16 protein-coding genes and 2 pseudogenes are annotated in these 15,325 nt (G+C 37.5%); 7 read left to right on the top strand and 11 right to left on the bottom strand.

Annotation, left to right across the window (positions count from 1 at the left end):
* Positions 1-141: 141 nt before the first annotated feature.
* Both AAFX60_020330 and AAFX60_020325 read left to right on the top strand, forming a co-directional pair.
* Positions 142-351 (top strand): cold-shock protein, encoded by a 210-nt coding sequence (locus AAFX60_020330; protein ID XDF79475.1) that lies wholly within the window; start codon positions 142-144, stop codon positions 349-351.
* Between the two features lie 277 nt (positions 352-628).
* The gene (locus AAFX60_020325; protein XDF79474.1) at positions 629-838 is read left to right on the top strand and encodes a hypothetical protein; all 210 of its coding nucleotides are present in this window, start codon (positions 629-631) and stop codon (positions 836-838) included.
* A gap of 35 nt (positions 839-873) precedes the next feature.
* Here AAFX60_020325 and AAFX60_020320 read toward each other — a convergent pair whose 3' ends face one another.
* The 7 genes and pseudogenes from AAFX60_020320 to AAFX60_020290 all read right to left on the bottom strand — a co-directional run bounded on the left by AAFX60_020320 (position 874) and on the right by AAFX60_020290 (position 7,442).
* Positions 874-1,539, bottom strand: coding sequence for an HAD family hydrolase (locus AAFX60_020320; GenBank protein ID XDF79473.1), 666 nt, complete (start codon positions 1,537-1,539; stop codon positions 874-876).
* Between the two features lie 2 nt (positions 1,540-1,541).
* Positions 1,542-2,560 (bottom strand): annotated as a pseudogene (locus tag AAFX60_020315) (ABC transporter ATP-binding protein).
* A complete protein-coding gene (locus AAFX60_020310; GenBank protein XDF79472.1) occupies positions 2,560-3,345 on the bottom strand; it encodes an ABC transporter permease in 786 nt (261 codons plus the stop codon). Before AAFX60_020310 ends, AAFX60_020315 begins: the two are co-directional and overlap by 1 nt.
* Positions 3,332-4,218 (bottom strand): annotated as a pseudogene (locus AAFX60_020305) (ABC transporter permease subunit). Before AAFX60_020305 ends, AAFX60_020310 begins: the two are co-directional and overlap by 14 nt.
* Positions 4,215-5,030 carry an alkaline phosphatase family protein gene (locus AAFX60_020300; GenBank protein ID XDF79471.1) on the bottom strand — a complete coding sequence of 272 codons (816 nt, stop codon included), beginning with the start codon at positions 5,028-5,030 and terminating at the stop codon, positions 4,215-4,217. The pseudogene AAFX60_020305 and the gene AAFX60_020300 overlap by 4 nt, the downstream one beginning before the upstream one ends.
* Positions 5,031-5,039: 9 nt before the next feature.
* Complete coding sequence (locus AAFX60_020295; protein XDF79470.1) at positions 5,040-6,092, bottom strand: ABC transporter substrate-binding protein; 1,053 nt, start codon at positions 6,090-6,092, stop codon at positions 5,040-5,042.
* Between the two features lie 459 nt (positions 6,093-6,551).
* Positions 6,552-7,442 (bottom strand): LysR family transcriptional regulator, encoded by an 891-nt coding sequence (locus AAFX60_020290; protein XDF79469.1) that lies wholly within the window; start codon positions 7,440-7,442, stop codon positions 6,552-6,554.
* A 196-nt stretch (positions 7,443-7,638) separates the two neighbouring features.
* Between AAFX60_020290 and yddG the strand changes: the two genes are divergently transcribed.
* From yddG to AAFX60_020275, 3 genes are all read left to right on the top strand, one after another.
* Positions 7,639-8,526 carry an aromatic amino acid DMT transporter YddG gene (gene yddG / locus AAFX60_020285; GenBank protein XDF79468.1) on the top strand — a complete coding sequence of 296 codons (888 nt, stop codon included), beginning with the start codon at positions 7,639-7,641 and terminating at the stop codon, positions 8,524-8,526.
* A gap of 86 nt (positions 8,527-8,612) precedes the next feature.
* The gene (locus tag AAFX60_020280; protein XDF79467.1) at positions 8,613-9,701 is read left to right on the top strand and encodes an AI-2E family transporter; all 1,089 of its coding nucleotides are present in this window, start codon (positions 8,613-8,615) and stop codon (positions 9,699-9,701) included.
* Between the two features lie 121 nt (positions 9,702-9,822).
* The gene (locus AAFX60_020275) at positions 9,823-10,467 is read left to right on the top strand and encodes an acetyltransferase (GenBank protein XDF79466.1); all 645 of its coding nucleotides are present in this window, start codon (positions 9,823-9,825) and stop codon (positions 10,465-10,467) included.
* A gap of 31 nt (positions 10,468-10,498) precedes the next feature.
* On the opposite strand, the gene AAFX60_020270 is transcribed toward AAFX60_020275, so the two are convergent.
* Complete coding sequence (locus AAFX60_020270) at positions 10,499-11,356, bottom strand: PA4780 family RIO1-like protein kinase (GenBank protein ID XDF79465.1); 858 nt, start codon at positions 11,354-11,356, stop codon at positions 10,499-10,501.
* Positions 11,357-11,669: 313 nt separating this feature from the next.
* Here AAFX60_020270 and pepE point away from each other — a divergent pair, with 313 nt between their 5' ends.
* Complete coding sequence (gene pepE / locus AAFX60_020265) at positions 11,670-12,407, top strand: dipeptidase PepE (GenBank protein XDF79464.1); 738 nt, start codon at positions 11,670-11,672, stop codon at positions 12,405-12,407.
* Positions 12,408-12,462: 55 nt separating this feature from the next.
* Here the strand turns inward: pepE and AAFX60_020260 are convergent, their stop codons facing one another.
* Genes AAFX60_020260 through AAFX60_020250 form a run of 3 tightly spaced genes read right to left on the bottom strand, consistent with a single transcriptional unit; the run spans position 12,463 to position 14,215 of the window.
* Positions 12,463-13,377, bottom strand: a complete 915-nt coding sequence (locus tag AAFX60_020260) for an FAD-dependent oxidoreductase (GenBank protein XDF79463.1) — start codon at positions 13,375-13,377, stop codon at positions 12,463-12,465.
* On the bottom strand, positions 13,326-13,532 hold the full coding sequence (locus tag AAFX60_020255) for an NAD(P)-binding protein (GenBank protein XDF79462.1): 207 nt from the start codon (positions 13,530-13,532) through the stop codon (positions 13,326-13,328). The genes AAFX60_020260 and AAFX60_020255 overlap by 52 nt, the downstream gene beginning before the upstream one ends.
* Positions 13,533-13,540: 8 nt before the next feature.
* The gene (locus tag AAFX60_020250) at positions 13,541-14,215 is read right to left on the bottom strand and encodes a cupin domain-containing protein (protein XDF79461.1); all 675 of its coding nucleotides are present in this window, start codon (positions 14,213-14,215) and stop codon (positions 13,541-13,543) included.
* A 128-nt stretch (positions 14,216-14,343) separates the two neighbouring features.
* On the opposite strand from AAFX60_020250, the gene gcvA reads away from it, so the two are divergent.
* A complete protein-coding gene (gene gcvA, locus AAFX60_020245) occupies positions 14,344-15,243 on the top strand; it encodes a transcriptional regulator GcvA (protein XDF79460.1) in 900 nt (299 codons plus the stop codon).
* The last annotated feature ends 82 nt before the right edge of the window (positions 15,244-15,325 follow it).

Genomic DNA, 15,325 nt, shown 5'->3' with positions numbered 1-15,325 from the left:
AAAAGTAAGTCCTCAGAATTTCTTCGTAAGTGTTGTTATCCTCAGTGTCTCCCTTAGCTTTATCGCCACATTCAATAATTCAGGCTCCAAGCACATCGCATAATGCGATTTTTATGAATTTTTATTAAGAAGGGACATAATATGTCTAAAACAACTGGTATCGTTAAATGGTTTAACGAAGAAAAAGGTTTCGGTTTTATCACTCAAGATAACGGCGGCGCTGACGTATTCGTACATTTCCGTGCTATCGCTTCAGAAGGTTTCAAAACTCTTGCTGAAGGCCAAAAAGTTTCTTTTGAAGTTGAGCAAGGCCAAAAAGGCCCTCAAGCTGCTAACGTTGTAGCGCTTTAATTTCAAATAAGTTGCGTGAGTGGTGCTCGCATCATTTACGCGATTTTAACAATGTATTATTAATAATTAAATTAGCTCTACTTGTAAGATTGCAACATTTCAAACATCTGCTCCTGTTTCGTACTTGCCATAAATCTCTCAGTAACATCTACTTCATTAGTTTTAATCCATCATTTTTCTGTAACATACTAAAATTACACTATTTTAATTGAATTTTATTTAGCTAACTAATTTATAAATAAAATTTAAAGTAACTATCAAAAAGCAAAGGTATTTAATGAACGTAAATTTCACAATTTTTAAAAACAATGTGTCATGGGACGCTGTAATTCATCAACTAAACAGTGATGTATTATTACGTAATCTTTTAATGAAAGGACAACTTGATTCATTTGATGTTGATTTTTCATACAGTGAAGAGACAGGTGAAGGAAGTATTACCAATAGCCATAATCAAACTATTGGTAATTTTATGGTTTCGTTTTAAACCAGTTATTACGAAAATTAAGGATAATTTTTGATTTATTGGCTTCCCCAAGCAAGTATCGGCCAATTTTTCTTTTTAGAATATACTGCTAATTGTTCACAAGGGTTTACCAAGTACGTATGATCTGCGTACAAACATAATGGTAAATCGTTGATTGAATCAGTATAAAAATGAAGACTAGAATAGGTTTTATCTCCTCCATTTAACCATTCTGTTAGTCGAGATACTTTGCCTTCTCTGTAACTTGGAACACCAAGAATGTGTCTTGTATAACAGCCCTCTTTTTCTTTTAAATCAATTCCAATTGCATGTTCTATACCTATGTTCTTGGCTACGATTTTTACTAGAAAACTGACAGAAGCTGAAATAATAATCATATCTACATTATCGGCTTTTAGTTGGTTTATGAGTACTTTTGCTTCCGGGAATAAAAGAGGAAGTATGTGTTGTTTAACGCACTCTTCAACGAGTATTTCTACTTGATCTGTTGGTATGTTTTTTAGTGGGGACATAGCAAAGGTAAGATAATCTTCCATGTCCATTAAGCCTCGTGAATACCGCGTCATTAAGCGTTTGTCTTCCTCCAAAAAATCAGGTGTTGTGACGATGCCTTTATCAACTAAAAACTCATTCCAAATCATGGCACAATCACCATTAATCAAGGTCTCATCAAGATCAAATATATAAAGTGGGTGTGTCATGTTTAGGCTCTCACTGGTTGAATTTCGTTAAGATTAAAAAGTAACTCTAGTTTGCTTCCCGCTGCTAATAGTCTTTCTGACGAACGATTAAGTAAATCAACGGTTAAGTCGCAGTCATTAACATCTACTTGATAGCGAATGACATTACCAAGCAGTTGATGATTTTTGATAATCCCTTGTTTTGGTAGCGAAATATGTTCAGCATAGTGCCTGCCTTCTTCTTTTACATAAATCGATTCAGGCGTATAGCGACTTTCCACTCGGTTTCAATATCAAATAACTGTTTGGCTTTTGGTGCATCAACCAAATTGTAATGTCCCATGAAGCTTGCCACAAATTCATTTGCAGGTTGAGTATAGATCTCTTCGGGTGATCCTTGCTGAACAATCTCACCTTGATTCATTAAGAAGATGCGATCTGACATGATCATGGCTTCTTCTTGATCATGAGTAACAAAGATCGTTGTTAAGTTTAGTTCTTTTTGAATATCACGGATCTGCTGACGGAGACGCTTTCTTATTTTGGCATCAAGTGCAGATAAAGGCTCATCAAGTAATAAGATCCTCGGTTTTACAACCAGAGCCCTAGCGAGTGCTACTCGTTGACGTTGCCCACCTGAAAGTTGATGAGGGTAGCGATCTTCTTTACCGTTTAAATCAACTAATTCAATAACTTTACAGACTTCTTTTTCAATCGTATTTACGTCTATCTTTTTCATTTTTAAACCAAAAGCGATGTTTTCTTTCACGGTCATATTTGGAAAAAGCGCATAAGATTGAAATACCATGCCAATACCACGTTGCTGTGGTGTTTGTTCTGTTATGTTTTCGCCATTAACCCAAATTTCACCATTATTGATAGGATCTAACCCTGTTAAGCTACGAAGTAGGGTTGATTTACCGCATCCGCTTGGACCTAGCAAAGTAATAAACTCGCCTTTTTCTATATTAAAATTTACGTTTTCAAAAACCGTATTGTCACCAAAACGTTTTGTTAATTGGTTTACGTTTACATAGCTCATTATTTAATACCTCGGTTAAAGCGACTTGCTAACCAAGTCAGTAAAAAGATAAACAAGAAATAGGTCATCACTAATGCAGACGTGAAGTGTCCGCTGGTTTGACGCATGTTGTAGAGATAGATTTGTAAGGTTTCATAGCGTGTGCCAACCAAAATATTAGCGAAGACAAATTCACCTAGTAAAAAAGAGAAAGAGAGAAAAAGTGAGGCCATTAGGCCTTTACGTAAATTCGGAAGAATGATCAAGAGAAATGCTCTTGTTGTACTGGCCCCTAATAAATGAGCAGCATCCATAAGGTCTTGTAAATTAATGGATTCAAAGCTATTTGCGATAGCACGGTACATAAATGGAAGCGCAATGGTAAAGTAGGTTCCAATTAATATCCAAGGAGTTCCCACTAAAGGGATACTGCTATCTGCATAGATTTGCAATAACCCAACAGAGGAGACCACTGGTGGTACTGCAAAAGGCAATAAGATCAGAATATTCATTACTTTGTCGAGTTTTGGAAAGTAATAAAACACAACAAAAATAGCTGGGATAATTAAGACAACACTCAGCGTTAATGCAGAAATGCCAATAAATAATGATCGTCCAAAAGCGGCTAAAAATCGCTCATCTGTTAAGAGTTGACCATACCATTGTAGAGAAAATCCATCGGGTAAAATGGTGGCTCCCCAACGAGATGAAATCGAATAAATAAAAGTAGCGATGATGGGGATCATCATTAATCCGACAATAGAGTAAACCACCGATTTATGAAATGCGGTATTAGCGTTTTGCATGATAACTCCTAGCGATAAGCCACTGATTAACTATGGTAATAAAAGCCAGAATGGCCATTAATATAACGGAGATAGCGGCCGCTAAATTTGGTTCTAGGAATAAATCACCAGAAACAAGGCTAGCGATACGTACAGTAATTACGTTGTAGTTACCATTAGTTAAAGCATATACACTCGCATAAGCCCCGATGGCGTTAGCGATAAGAATAATGAATGTACCTAGTAGCGCAGGGAAGAGCACTGGCAGCGCTATTTTGGTCCAGTACTGCCATGTTTTAGCGCCAAGTAATGCTGAAGCCGCTTGCCAATCATCACTTAATGCATCAAAAGCGGGATAAAGTAATAACACGGCAAGTGGGATCTGAAAGTAGATGTATAGAGAAAGCAATCCCCATTTCCCATAGAGATTAAAATCATCAATTAGTCCGTATTGTTTAAGCAATAGGGTAAACGCCCCATTGACACCAAGAATAATAATGAGAGCAAACGCTAATGGTACACCTGAAAAATTACTGCTCATGTTAGTGAAAGCAATAACGCCATCACGTAGCTTACTATCAATGCGACGAAGTGACGAAACCAAGAGTGTCGCAATCATTAAGCCTATTAAACTGGACCATATCGATAGCCATAGACTGTTACTAAACCCTTGTAGCATAAAGCTAGAATCGAATATTTCTTGGTAGTTTTCAAATGAGTATTCATCTTCATAAATGAAACTATTGATGAATACCCAAATCATTGGCGCTAATTGAAAGAGATAAAAAACAGTGCTAATGGAGCAAGCCAAATTGCTGGTTTCATTTTCTTTATCCAAGCAACAATCGATTTATTTGATGCGTTGCTTGGGTGAGTGATTGCAGAACTACTCATAATACTAATAATTCCTGAGGATAAGTTTTGTTGTGTTTAAGGCTTAATAATTGGCATAACACACCGCAAATATCCGTTTGCTTAATCTGGATGTTATCGGATGCTTGGTGAGTAAAGCGCTCTCCAATAACAAATAAGGGGACGTCACGCTCTTCTGGTAGATTTCCACCATGTGATAGATCGTTATTCATACCATGATCGCTGGTAATAAGGACTTGATAGCCGTCGTTTACCCAGTTATCAATGTAGTTAGATAAAATAATGTCAGCAATGCGAGCACTATTTCGATATTGACGAGAATCCAGACCAAATTTATGTCCAACATCATCAATATTCATTGGGTGGATTAATAAAAAATCCGGTTGGTGCGTACGACGCAGGTGCTCAGCATCAAGAAATAGCGCTTCATCAGGGTAGTGATCCCAATGATAGAAACAACCATGCTGAATGTTGAGTTGCTTGCTGTTGGTAAAGCGATCACGTGTCGCATGATAAGGAGCGATATTATAGAGTTCACTAACCCAGTGATAAGCGGCGGCTGCCGTAGTTTTACCTTGGCTTGTCGCTAAACTGAATATGGAATCTTGGTTAGATAATCGCACAATATCATTGTTTACAATGCCACTATTTACAGGAGATATACCCGTTAATAAACACTCATATAATGGGCGAGACATTGAAGGTAATTCGGATTGAATTTTATATAGCGTTGCTCTTTGGTGCTCAATTAACCCTGTTAAGTAGCCCATACAATCATGAGCTACTTGGTAATTAAGTCCATCGAGAACAACAAGAATAGTCTTACTGCTCATGGAATTCTCTTACTGCTGGTTAATTAATACGTTTTCTTGCCATTGGCGAGGTAATTTACGAGCGGACTTTTCCCACGCTTTAAAATCACTTACAGGCTGAACATTAGTGTATTGATCGTTAGGAATTAACTTATCTTGGATTGATTGTGGCAACACAACATCACTACGAATAGGGCGGGCATAGCCTTCTGCTAGGTTAATCTGTCCTTGATCACTGAAGATGTATTCACGTGCTAATTTTGCCGAATTTGGATTTTTAGCAAATTTATTTATGATGGTGGTATATCCAGAAATAACAGAACCATCCTGAGGAATATTAACACTAAAGCGATCTCGCCCTAATTTGTCACGATAATTTAGAGCATTAAAGTCCCACAGTAGCGCAACTTCGACCTCCCCTTTTTCTAGATTAGCTAAACCTGGGTCGGTATAAGATAAGCGACCTTGTTTGGCTAACTCTGCAAAGAATTTAATCGCAGGTTTTAGATTGCTTTCATCTCCACCTTTCGCAAAAGCGGCTGCTAATACGGCGTTGTTTGCTTGCGCTGCCACACCAACATCACCAACGCTGACTTTGTAGTTTCCTTGTAATAAATCATCCCAAGATGTCGGTGGATTTTTCACTAACTTATTATTTGAGATGAAAGATATAGTGCCTGTATAAGCAAGAGCCCAATGACCGTCTTTATCTTTTGCCCAATCTGGAATTGAATCCCAAGTGGTTGGTTTATAAGCTTGTGTTACGCCTTTTTTTACTGCGACTCGTGCAAAAGCAAAGCCAATATCACCGATATCGGCAGTGGCGTTGTTCTTTTCTGCTGCAAATTTCGCAATTTCTTGAGCTGAACTCATGTCCGTATCTTGATGCTTTAGGCCATACAGTTTATTTAAATCGTTCCATGTATCTTTCCAGTTTGCCCAGCTTCCAGGCATACCAACACTGTATACTTGGCCTTCTTTTTGGGCTGCATTTACAAGGGATTGAATGTCGGCTTCTTTTGCCATTAATGGCGTTGATAAAGTAGTAACGAGTAATGTCGCACTGGTTAGCAATGTTTTCATTTGTCTCTATCCTTTTGGACTACATCAATAATTTGATTGTCATCCTAGAGATGCTTTATGACGATTTTGAGGCGATTTTCTGACAGTTTTAGTGAATTTTCATGTCATTAATGTTTCAGTATGGTGTGAAAGAAGAATTGCGCTTTTGTATTAAGAATGAGGATAAGTGGTATTAAGATCATATAAATAAAGTAAAAACACGCGGTACGTTTAAATATTCGTGATCTTGATCCTCGCAATGTGAGCAACTCTTCGATAGATTCAAAGGGTAAGGAAATTCATGAAGTTGCTCATTGACGAGTAAATGAATGTTAGAAGGAAGTCTCTTATGAAAAGAACAAGAAAAGCCCAATTGCAACGTGCGCGAATTCAATACTGGAAAGACACTGCAAAAGATGTGGCAAAAAAGTGGTAAAAAATAAAACTCCTGATAATCAGGAGTTTTTTGGTTTTAGGACTTTAAGAAAGTAATACTTGTTTGATTCTCTCTATTAACGTTTGATATCGTTTTGGTAAGTCTCTGTTTCGTTTGTAAACTAAAAACAGACGCTCCATAACCAATTGAGTTGGCTCGTGAATATACAGTTCTTGTTTATCAGGAAAGGCGTCGATGGCGCTTTGTGGTAATACAGTAAAGCCAATACCTTGGGCAACAGGTAATAAAATTTGACTTAATTGATTGATGTAACTGGCCACAGGAAACTCATTTGCATTACCACTTTCTAATTCGTGATCCTTACAATTATCAAAATACAGTGATAAATAGTGCTCTGCATCCGGGTGTTTGATTAACCCACATTGCATTAAGGTTTCAATAGTGATGTCTGTATTTTGATAATGTTTTGGTAATACAAGGCAAAGAGGCTCTTCAGTTAGTTTTTCACTACTAAATAAACTTGGTGTTGGGTTATGAGTAACAATACCAATATCAATGAACCCACGTTGAATATCGTCTAATATTTTATGGTTTGGTGCAGCCTCTAGAGAGGTTGTCAGGCTTGGATATGCTTTTTGTAAGTTGATGCATTCAGGGTAAAGAGATAGCGCTAACGCACCTGAGCAAGATAATTTACATAGCCCTTTGTATGGGTCATCAAAACTTAATGCTTCAATGAGTTGAGCTTCATTTTGCTTTTGTTTATTCGCATATTCATAAACAAGACGGCCTTGTTCAGTAAGCTCGACACTTTTCCCTTCACGCTTTAATAAGTCATAACCACAAGCTTGTTCTAATTTTTTTATGTGTTGACTGACGCCAGGTTGTGTCATAAAAAGCTTTTCTGCAGTTTGAGTAAAATGCCCGACATTAACCAAAGTGCAAAAGGTATTGAGCCATAAAGGGTTAAGCATAAATCACCATGTCATTACCGTATTGTTTATCATCAATATAACAAAATATTATGATGATAAACATAACTGATAAATTTATGTTTTTATTAAGGGTATATTAGATAAACTTTTTAATTGCTGAATAGCTTTTAGCCTTAACTTATAAAATGATAAAGTGTCTTTTGTTATTCGAGACCTTGTAATTAGGAACAAAAAAGTGAATTCATCATATAAATATACAGTTGCGGGTTGTTCTGCCATTTTGCTGTGGAGCTTAATTGTTGGGCTTATTCGTAATGTAACTGAGCAGCTTGGCCCGATCGGTGGGGCCGCAATGATTTATAGCGTGGGTTCGTTGTTTTTAATTTTTACTGTAGGTTTGCCTAAATTAAAATTGTTTTCACCTCGTTATTTGCTCATTGGTGGTGGCTTATTTGTTTGCTATGAAATGTGCTTATCTTTAGCTTTAGGTATGGCAAATAGCCGTAACCAAGCGGTTGAAATGAGCATTATCAATTATTTATGGCCATCATTGACTGTATTGTTTGCCGTTCTTGCGAGTAAAAAACCAGTAAGCAAAGTCATTTATCCTGCTATTTTGCTGTCTTTTTTTGGTGTTGCTTGGACATTAAGTGGTGATCAAGGGTTATCTATTACACAATTAATGGATAATGCTGCAAGTAATCCGGTTAGCTATTCTTTGGCGTTTACTGGTGCGTTTCTTTGGGCAATTTATTGCAATATTACGAAGAAATTGGCAAATGGTAAGAATGCGATTACTTGGTTCTTTATGGCAACCGCACTTTCTTTATGGTGCAAATACGCAGTCAGTGATGAAGCATCAATTGTAATGACCAGTGAAGCTGCAATCGATCTGCTGCTTGCAGGTGTTGTAATGGGAAGTGGTTACGCTTTATGGAATATAGGCATTATTGGTGGCAACATGGTGCTGCTTGCGACTTTCTCATATTTTACTCCTATATTTTCAACTTTCTTTTCTGCTTGGATTTTAGACATTGAGTTAACAATTCAATTTTGGCAAGGAGTTATAATGGTGACAACTGCATCTTTAATATGTTGGTGGTTTACGAGAGAAAAAAGCTAACTTTAGCTGAGTAATACACTATACATATAAGTAATACAGACCCGAGTTTAGTTTGGGTTATCCCTTTTAAGTAACAAGGAATGTTTATGAAACTTGATCATAATTTCTCTAACCAAGCGATCGACGCATTTATTAAAATTAGTGCTCTTTCTGTGCTTGTTTTATGGTGTTTTTCTATCTTAAAACCATTTCTTTTATTAATGGTATGGGGAGGAATTATTGCAACCGCTTTATACCCAATTGTTGCTTTCTTTAGTAAGAAAACAGCATTAAGTGAAAGCAAAGTGAGTATTATTTTAACGGTTATTGGGGTATTACTGTTATTGATTCCATTGATAGCGCTTTCTACAGGTATTTACACGAGTGGAACTGAGTTATTTTTAGGTTATCAAGATGGCAGTATTGCTATACCTAAACCAAAAGAACGTATGCAAGACTGGCCGATTATTGGTCACGAAGCTTATTCTTTTATGTCATTAGCATCATCGAATCTAGAAAGTTTACTTTTTAAATACAGCGCAGAAGTGAAAGTGGTGGCTGCAAAAGCCGCGTCACTGGTTGGCTCTCTTGGCGGTGGATTTATTCAATTTATTGTCTCTACAATTATCGCAGGCGTGTTTATGGCCAATGCGGCTAAATGTGAACGTGCCTTTATTTTAATTACTAACCGATTGACGGGTAAGCATGGTGAAGAGTTAATAAAACTTTCAAAAATCACTATAAGAAGTGTCGTTCAAGGGGTGATTGGTGTCGCGGTAATACAAGCTACAATGGCAGGATTAGGAATGGCGGTGGTTGGCATTTCTGCATCAGTTCTTGGATTGTGGGTATTTCTTGTTCTTGTCTTTGCTATTATTCAGTTACCGCCTATTTTGATTCTTCTGCCCATCATTTTTTATGTATTCAGCGTTGATACAACGACAACCGGTGTATTGTTTGCTGTGTGGTGTGTATTGGTAAGCAGCAGTGACGCAATTTTAAAGCCGGTATTGTTAAGCCGTGGCTCTCATATTCCTATTATTGTGATTCTACTGGGAGCGTTAGGAGGAATGGCAATGTCTGGAATTGTTGGTTTGTTTGTTGGTGCCGTTGTGTTGAGTCTTACCTACCAGATGTTTACTGTATGGCTTAAGAACGAAGCTGAAGAAACTCAAAATGCAAAAGATAATCCATAGAGTTGCTTATAAGAACTTAATGTAGAGTGAGTTTAATTAGACTTGAATGATTTTTATCATATAGAGAACGATTGCTTCTTGATATAGTCATAGCTAATAGACGGATTTGAAGGAGTAGCTAATGGCTCACATTGTTGTGTTACATGGTTTGTATATGCATGGTCTTGTGATGAAACCGTTGGCTTCTCGGTTAAGACGTAAAGGTCATAGCGTCCAAGTGGTCAGCTATAACTCGGTGCGAATTAACGAGGCGTTGCTTTTCAAACGGATCCGTAATTGTTTATCTGAAACGGAAAAAAATGTCATTGTAGGACACAGTTTAGGTGGCATTCTCGCTGTTCATTTTGTCAATTCACATAATGATAAACATACCCCTATTGATTCTATTGTTACCATTGGCTCTCCACTTCAAGGTGCTTCGATTGCTAAAGAAATACAAAATAGAAAACTTGGTTTTATCTTAGGTAATTCAAAAGAACAAGGTCTTGTAGATGTAAATCAATTAACTGTAGATTGCCCAATTGGTTCTATTGCTGGAACCTTACCTATTGGTATTCGTTCTTCGATTATTCGTGATAGAGTCCCTTCTGATGGTACCGTGACGGTTGAAGAAACAGTATTACCTGAGCTAAAAGATCATTTGTGTTTAAATTATTCTCATACGAGTTTGATATACGCAAAACAAACTGTAGAGCAAATTGACTATTTTATTCATCATCATGAATTTAAAAGAGTGGTTGAGCAGAGAGAAAGCGTGGAGTGTTAGCAGATAATCCATTACCTGCAATTTGAACATGTTAATCGATATCTTGATCTTCAAGTTGTCGCTCTTTACGTAAGCGGGCTTCTTCCATCACGGCATTGATTTCAGCCATTAAGCCGTCAACATCAGCGTCTCTTCCGTTATCAATAAATACGCCTGTAAGCTGCGTGTTTGGTGTTAATTCACCAATTTCATACAATGCCCACATTTCTTTTGCGTATTCAGAACCAAGTAATTCTGGAGCGAATTGGCCATAATAAGTGGTCATGTTATTCACATCACGTTCAAGCATCCATTTGGCATTGTTGTTTGCCGATGCATCAACCGCTTGTGGTAAGTCTATGATGACAGGACCAAGGTGATCGACTAATACATTAAACTCAGACAGGTCACCATGCACAATACCTGCACACAGCATACGAGTGACGTATTGGATCATTAAGTCATGATCACGTATCGCTTGATCTTTGGTTAAGGTCACGTCATTTAAGCGAGGTGCTACAGAGCCATCATTATCAGTAACCAACTCCATTAATAAAACACCATCAAAACAGCCATAAGGTGTAGGAACCCGAACACCTGCTTCTGATAGCTTGTATAAGGCATCGATTTCAGCATTTTGCCATACTTTTTCTTGCTCATCTCGGCCAAATTTAGAGCCTTTTTCCATAGCACGAGCTCGGCGACTGTTTTTTACTTTTCGACCTTCACGATAGGCTACCGCTTGTTTAAAACTGCGTTGTTCAATCTCTTTGTATACTTTTGCACATTGAATATTATCGCCGCTACGAACAATGTAGACCGAGGCTTCCTTACCACTCATTAATTGGGTCAGAACTTCATCTATCAAACCATCTTCAACTAATGGTAGTAATCTGTTTGGTATTTTCATTGCACCTCAAGGAGTTTAATAAACGTCATATAGGTAGACGTTATTGTAGACCAAGTAATCATTTTAGGCGCATTATCCCTGTATTCGGGCTGCTCACAAGTTAAGTTTTATTAACGTCGTTATTTTTGTCTAACTTCTGCCAAAATAAAACTATATGTTAAGCCTTAGAGTTGATCATTGTTAGGTGAGATCTAACACAAGTTTTAGCCTTATTTTTTCTGTTATGGTCTTTGCTCTTTCTTGATCGTTACATCAATTTTTATGAAAGTAAAAATTAGTGTGCGATGTTAAATAGACATAAGGCAGTAAGAAGATGGATATTTTATTATTAAGTAACGGCAAAATTGCGGGAAATAATCACGTAATGGAGTTTGCAAGTGAAGCGATTATTGAACAAATTCAACGCACAAAAGCAAAGAATTTAGTTCTTATTCCTTATGCTGTTATTCGCTCAAGTCACGATGATCGTGTTGCCTTGGTTCAACAAACATTTGATCATATTGGGTTAGATTGCAAAGTAACAGGATTGCATCGTTCAGAAGATCCTGTGAAAACTATCCAAGAAGCGGATGGAATTTTGGTTAGCGGTGGCAATACTTGGGTATTAAATAAAACACTGCATGATTTAGGCTTGATTGGTCCTATTCGTAAAGCGGTCCTTGATAATGGTGTTCCATACATTGGGTGGAGTGCAGGAACGAATATAGGCTGTCCAACGATTCGTACAACGAACGATATGCCAATCATTACTGGCGCTATTCTGCCTTCATTGAATTTAGTTCCATTCCAAATTAACCCCCATTATTTAGAAGCGTCTGTTGAAGGGCATTTTGGTGAAACCCGTGATGAGCGTATTCAAGAGTTTTTGGAAGTGAACAAGCATGAGCCCGTCGTTGGTATTCCTGAAGGTACTTGGCTGCACATTCTTGATGGTAAGTTGAGTTATCACACAGCAAATGAAAAGCCATTAAAACTATTCAGTCATGGTAAAGACCCCGTGTATTATAGCGCTGGAGATGATATTCAATTCTTAATGGAACACAGCTGTTAAATTGTTCTAAGAATACAAATTAAGGCCAAGTCTATTCATGACTTGGCTTTTTGTTTTAATCGCAATCAAGGGTATTAATAACGGCGTCGGCGGCTTCTAATGCACCTTCTAAATAGCCACCATTTTCTTCTGCGGCTTCTGTTCCTGCAAAGTGCCAATGTAATTGACGTAACTCTTTTGCAGCCGTTGGTAAACCATAAGAAGGGTGGTTTCTTGGTGATTGGTGATCGGCCTGCGTTGCTGTATTAGCTTCTTGGCTCCAATCTAATAATTTAACATCAGTAGGGAAGGCGGCTTGCTCACCAAAAATCCGACTTAATTGCTCTATTGCCGCTTGTTTAATACGAGCTTCGCCTGCTTTTATACGTGTTGACGCATCGACTCCTACAAAACCGAATAAAGCACCTGAGTCCTCAAATGTACTGGCATCATGAATTTCAATTAACGGACCAATATGGCTGCTTGCTGAGCCTGATAATCCATTTTTTCGCCAGAAAGGCGTGTTATATTCTGCAAAGAATTTTGCTTGACCTGCCATCCATGTCGGCGTTGAAGCAAAGTGTTTTTTTACATCTGTAGGCAAGCTAGGATTAAACGTAATACGCTCAGATAAAAGACGTAAAGGCGTAGCAAAAATGACATGCTTTGTTTCGATAATTTGCTTTTTGTCATTTTGATCAACAGTGATATCTGAATAACTATTTTGTTTGTAATTAACGTGAGTGACCGTGCTATCTAATCGAATGCGGTTAGCAGGAAGTAAATTAAATAGCGTCTCAACAAGGGATTGCATTCCACCAGCAATTCTCATTGATACTGGAGATTGTTCAAACCCTGATTCGTATCTGATAGGTGCGCTGTTAGGTTGATTTTCTAGTAAATAGGCTCCTTGAGAATATTGTGGGAAAATAGGCAATTCTAAATCATCAATAAGTTGTGTGATGCGCGGTGCATTTGTGGCCAAAACCAAGAAGGCCCCATATCCATGCTATCTAATGATAAAATTCGTCCACCAATACGCTGACGTGATTCAATTATCTGATACTTTTTACCCATTTTTTCAAGTTGATAAGCTAGGTATAAGCCGCTTAAACCAGCCCCAATAATTAGATAGTCTGTTTTCATATTACTTCTCACTTATTTTTAATTTGATGTAAGTGATGCCCTGTTTTTATCCAAACTTTACAAGTATCTTCCTTGATACTAGCGTGTAAGGAATGCCCAATAGGTAAACGTAGCCAATCAAATTTTTGATATTCAGTATTATCATGAGTAAATTTCCCTTCAAGAACTAAGAGTTCAATTCCTCCTTGATTTTCCAGTTCGATAGTTTGATTTGCTTGCCACTTTTCGAGACGAACACTCTCATGCTTAAAAGAATGTAGCGTTTGATATTGCACGTGATGACGCGAAGGATCAGGAAGAAAATCTTGAGCATGAGTATCAATATGTACGGGAGTTGTGTCACCTTCTTGGTATTGCCCTAGCTTAACTAAAATCATGCACCCCGCCTCTACGATTGGAGCGTGAGAAGAGCTAACAGGGTTACGCATATAAGTACCAATAGGGTAGTCACCGTGCTCATCAGCAAAAGTGCCATCTAAAACAAAAAACTCTTCACCGCCGGTATGGATATGAGAAGAAAAATAGCTATTAGGTTCATAGTGAACTAGGGTTGTAGCTGTTGCTATTTCGCCACCATCACGTTCAAGCATTTTGCGAGACACTTCTTTTATTGGAGAAGGCACCCATGTGGATTGAGAGAAAATTGCATGCGCGTGTTTTGATAAATCAGTGTGTAATTTCATAATAAACCTACATGAATGTGTGACGATAAAGTTTATTGTGTGATTTTTATCTCGTACTCACAAATCAGAACTTCTATACTTCCACTAAAGTTTTTCTTTATTGATGTTTATTTTTAGGGAAGTGTTTTATGAAGTTGCACCATTTAAATGGTTTGAGAGCCTTTGAAGCTTCAGCACGACATTTGAGTTTTTCTTTAGCGGCGAAAGAGCTAAACGTCACTCCTGCAGCAATTGGGCAGCAAGTAAAACTATTGGAAGAATGGTTGGGCATTTCTTTGTTCGAAAGGCGAACATCAGGAGTATCTCGTTTAGTCTTAACTAAAGAAGCGCTGTTAGGTTTACCTGAAATTACGCGCGGATTTGAGCATTTAACACAAGGTTTAGATTTATTAAAACCAACGGAAAACAGTCCTATTTTAACTGTAGCAGTAAGCCCTGCATTTGCAGCTAAATGGTTATTAATGCGCATAGATGATTTTCAAACTTCTTACCCTGAGTGGGATTTAAGACTAGATACAAATATTCGAACAGTGGATTATCTTACCGAAAGCATTGATGTTGGGATTCGTTATGGAAAAGGTCAGTGGGAAGGATTAGAAGCATCGCTATTAATGACAGAGTCTGTTTTTCCAGTATGTTCTCCTGAGTTACTCAATAAAGGTATTAATGGTATTGAGTCGATTGCTCAATTTCCTTTATTGCATGATATCTCTCTGCCTAAAGAAAGCGGTTTTCCTTCTTGGAAGGCGTGGTTTGAACAGAATGGTATTTTTGATGTAAATACAGAAAAAGGACTAAAAATAAATAACTCTGCTTCTGTTATTCAAGCTGCAATTAATGGACAAGGCATAGCTTTGGGGCGAAGTGTATTAGTCAAAGATGATTTAGATTGCGGACGATTAGTACAGTTGTTCCCTGATCTTGAATCGACCATAGAGTTAGCCTATTACGTTGTGTGGAAAAAAAAGGGGATTGTGAGTGATAAAATCAGCGTATTTAAAGAGTGGTTACATCAGCAAATAGAATAAATTGATAACTTAATGGTATTTGGTTGTTTTCTCCCATTTCTCTTTTGAATGCATCTGTTTAATTTTTATTAATGCTTTTTTA

Source organism: Aliivibrio fischeri, assembly GCA_038993745.2.
GTDB classification, from domain to species: Bacteria; Pseudomonadota; Gammaproteobacteria; order Enterobacterales; family Vibrionaceae; genus Aliivibrio; species Aliivibrio fischeri_B.
Note: the sequence above shows the minus strand (reverse complement) of the source record. Positions and strands in the feature narration are given on the sequence as shown.

Excerpts from the sequence above, each read along its gene's own strand:
- AAFX60_020320 (XDF79473.1), bottom strand. The coding sequence starts at position 1,539 with ATGACACACCCACTTTATATATTTGATCTTGATGAGACCTTGATTAAT.
- AAFX60_020275 (XDF79466.1), top strand. The coding sequence starts at position 9,823 with ATGGCTCACATTGTTGTGTTACATGGTTTGTATATGCATGGTCTTGTG.
- AAFX60_020330 (XDF79475.1), top strand. The coding sequence starts at position 142 with ATGTCTAAAACAACTGGTATCGTTAAATGGTTTAACGAAGAAAAAGGT.
- AAFX60_020325 (XDF79474.1), top strand. The coding sequence starts at position 629 with ATGAACGTAAATTTCACAATTTTTAAAAACAATGTGTCATGGGACGCT.
- AAFX60_020250 (XDF79461.1), bottom strand. The coding sequence starts at position 14,215 with ATGAAATTACACACTGATTTATCAAAACACGCGCATGCAATTTTCTCT.
- AAFX60_020290 (XDF79469.1), bottom strand. The coding sequence starts at position 7,442 with ATGCTTAACCCTTTATGGCTCAATACCTTTTGCACTTTGGTTAATGTC.
- AAFX60_020255 (XDF79462.1), bottom strand. The coding sequence starts at position 13,532 with ATGAAAACAGACTATCTAATTATTGGGGCTGGTTTAAGCGGCTTATAC.
- AAFX60_020280 (XDF79467.1), top strand. The coding sequence starts at position 8,613 with ATGAAACTTGATCATAATTTCTCTAACCAAGCGATCGACGCATTTATT.
- AAFX60_020310 (XDF79472.1), bottom strand. The coding sequence starts at position 3,345 with ATGCAAAACGCTAATACCGCATTTCATAAATCGGTGGTTTACTCTATT.
- gcvA (XDF79460.1), top strand. The coding sequence starts at position 14,344 with ATGAAGTTGCACCATTTAAATGGTTTGAGAGCCTTTGAAGCTTCAGCA.
- AAFX60_020300 (XDF79471.1), bottom strand. The coding sequence starts at position 5,030 with ATGAGCAGTAAGACTATTCTTGTTGTTCTCGATGGACTTAATTACCAA.
- AAFX60_020295 (XDF79470.1), bottom strand. The coding sequence starts at position 6,092 with ATGAAAACATTGCTAACCAGTGCGACATTACTCGTTACTACTTTATCA.
- AAFX60_020270 (XDF79465.1), bottom strand. The coding sequence starts at position 11,356 with ATGAAAATACCAAACAGATTACTACCATTAGTTGAAGATGGTTTGATA.
- pepE (XDF79464.1), top strand. The coding sequence starts at position 11,670 with ATGGATATTTTATTATTAAGTAACGGCAAAATTGCGGGAAATAATCAC.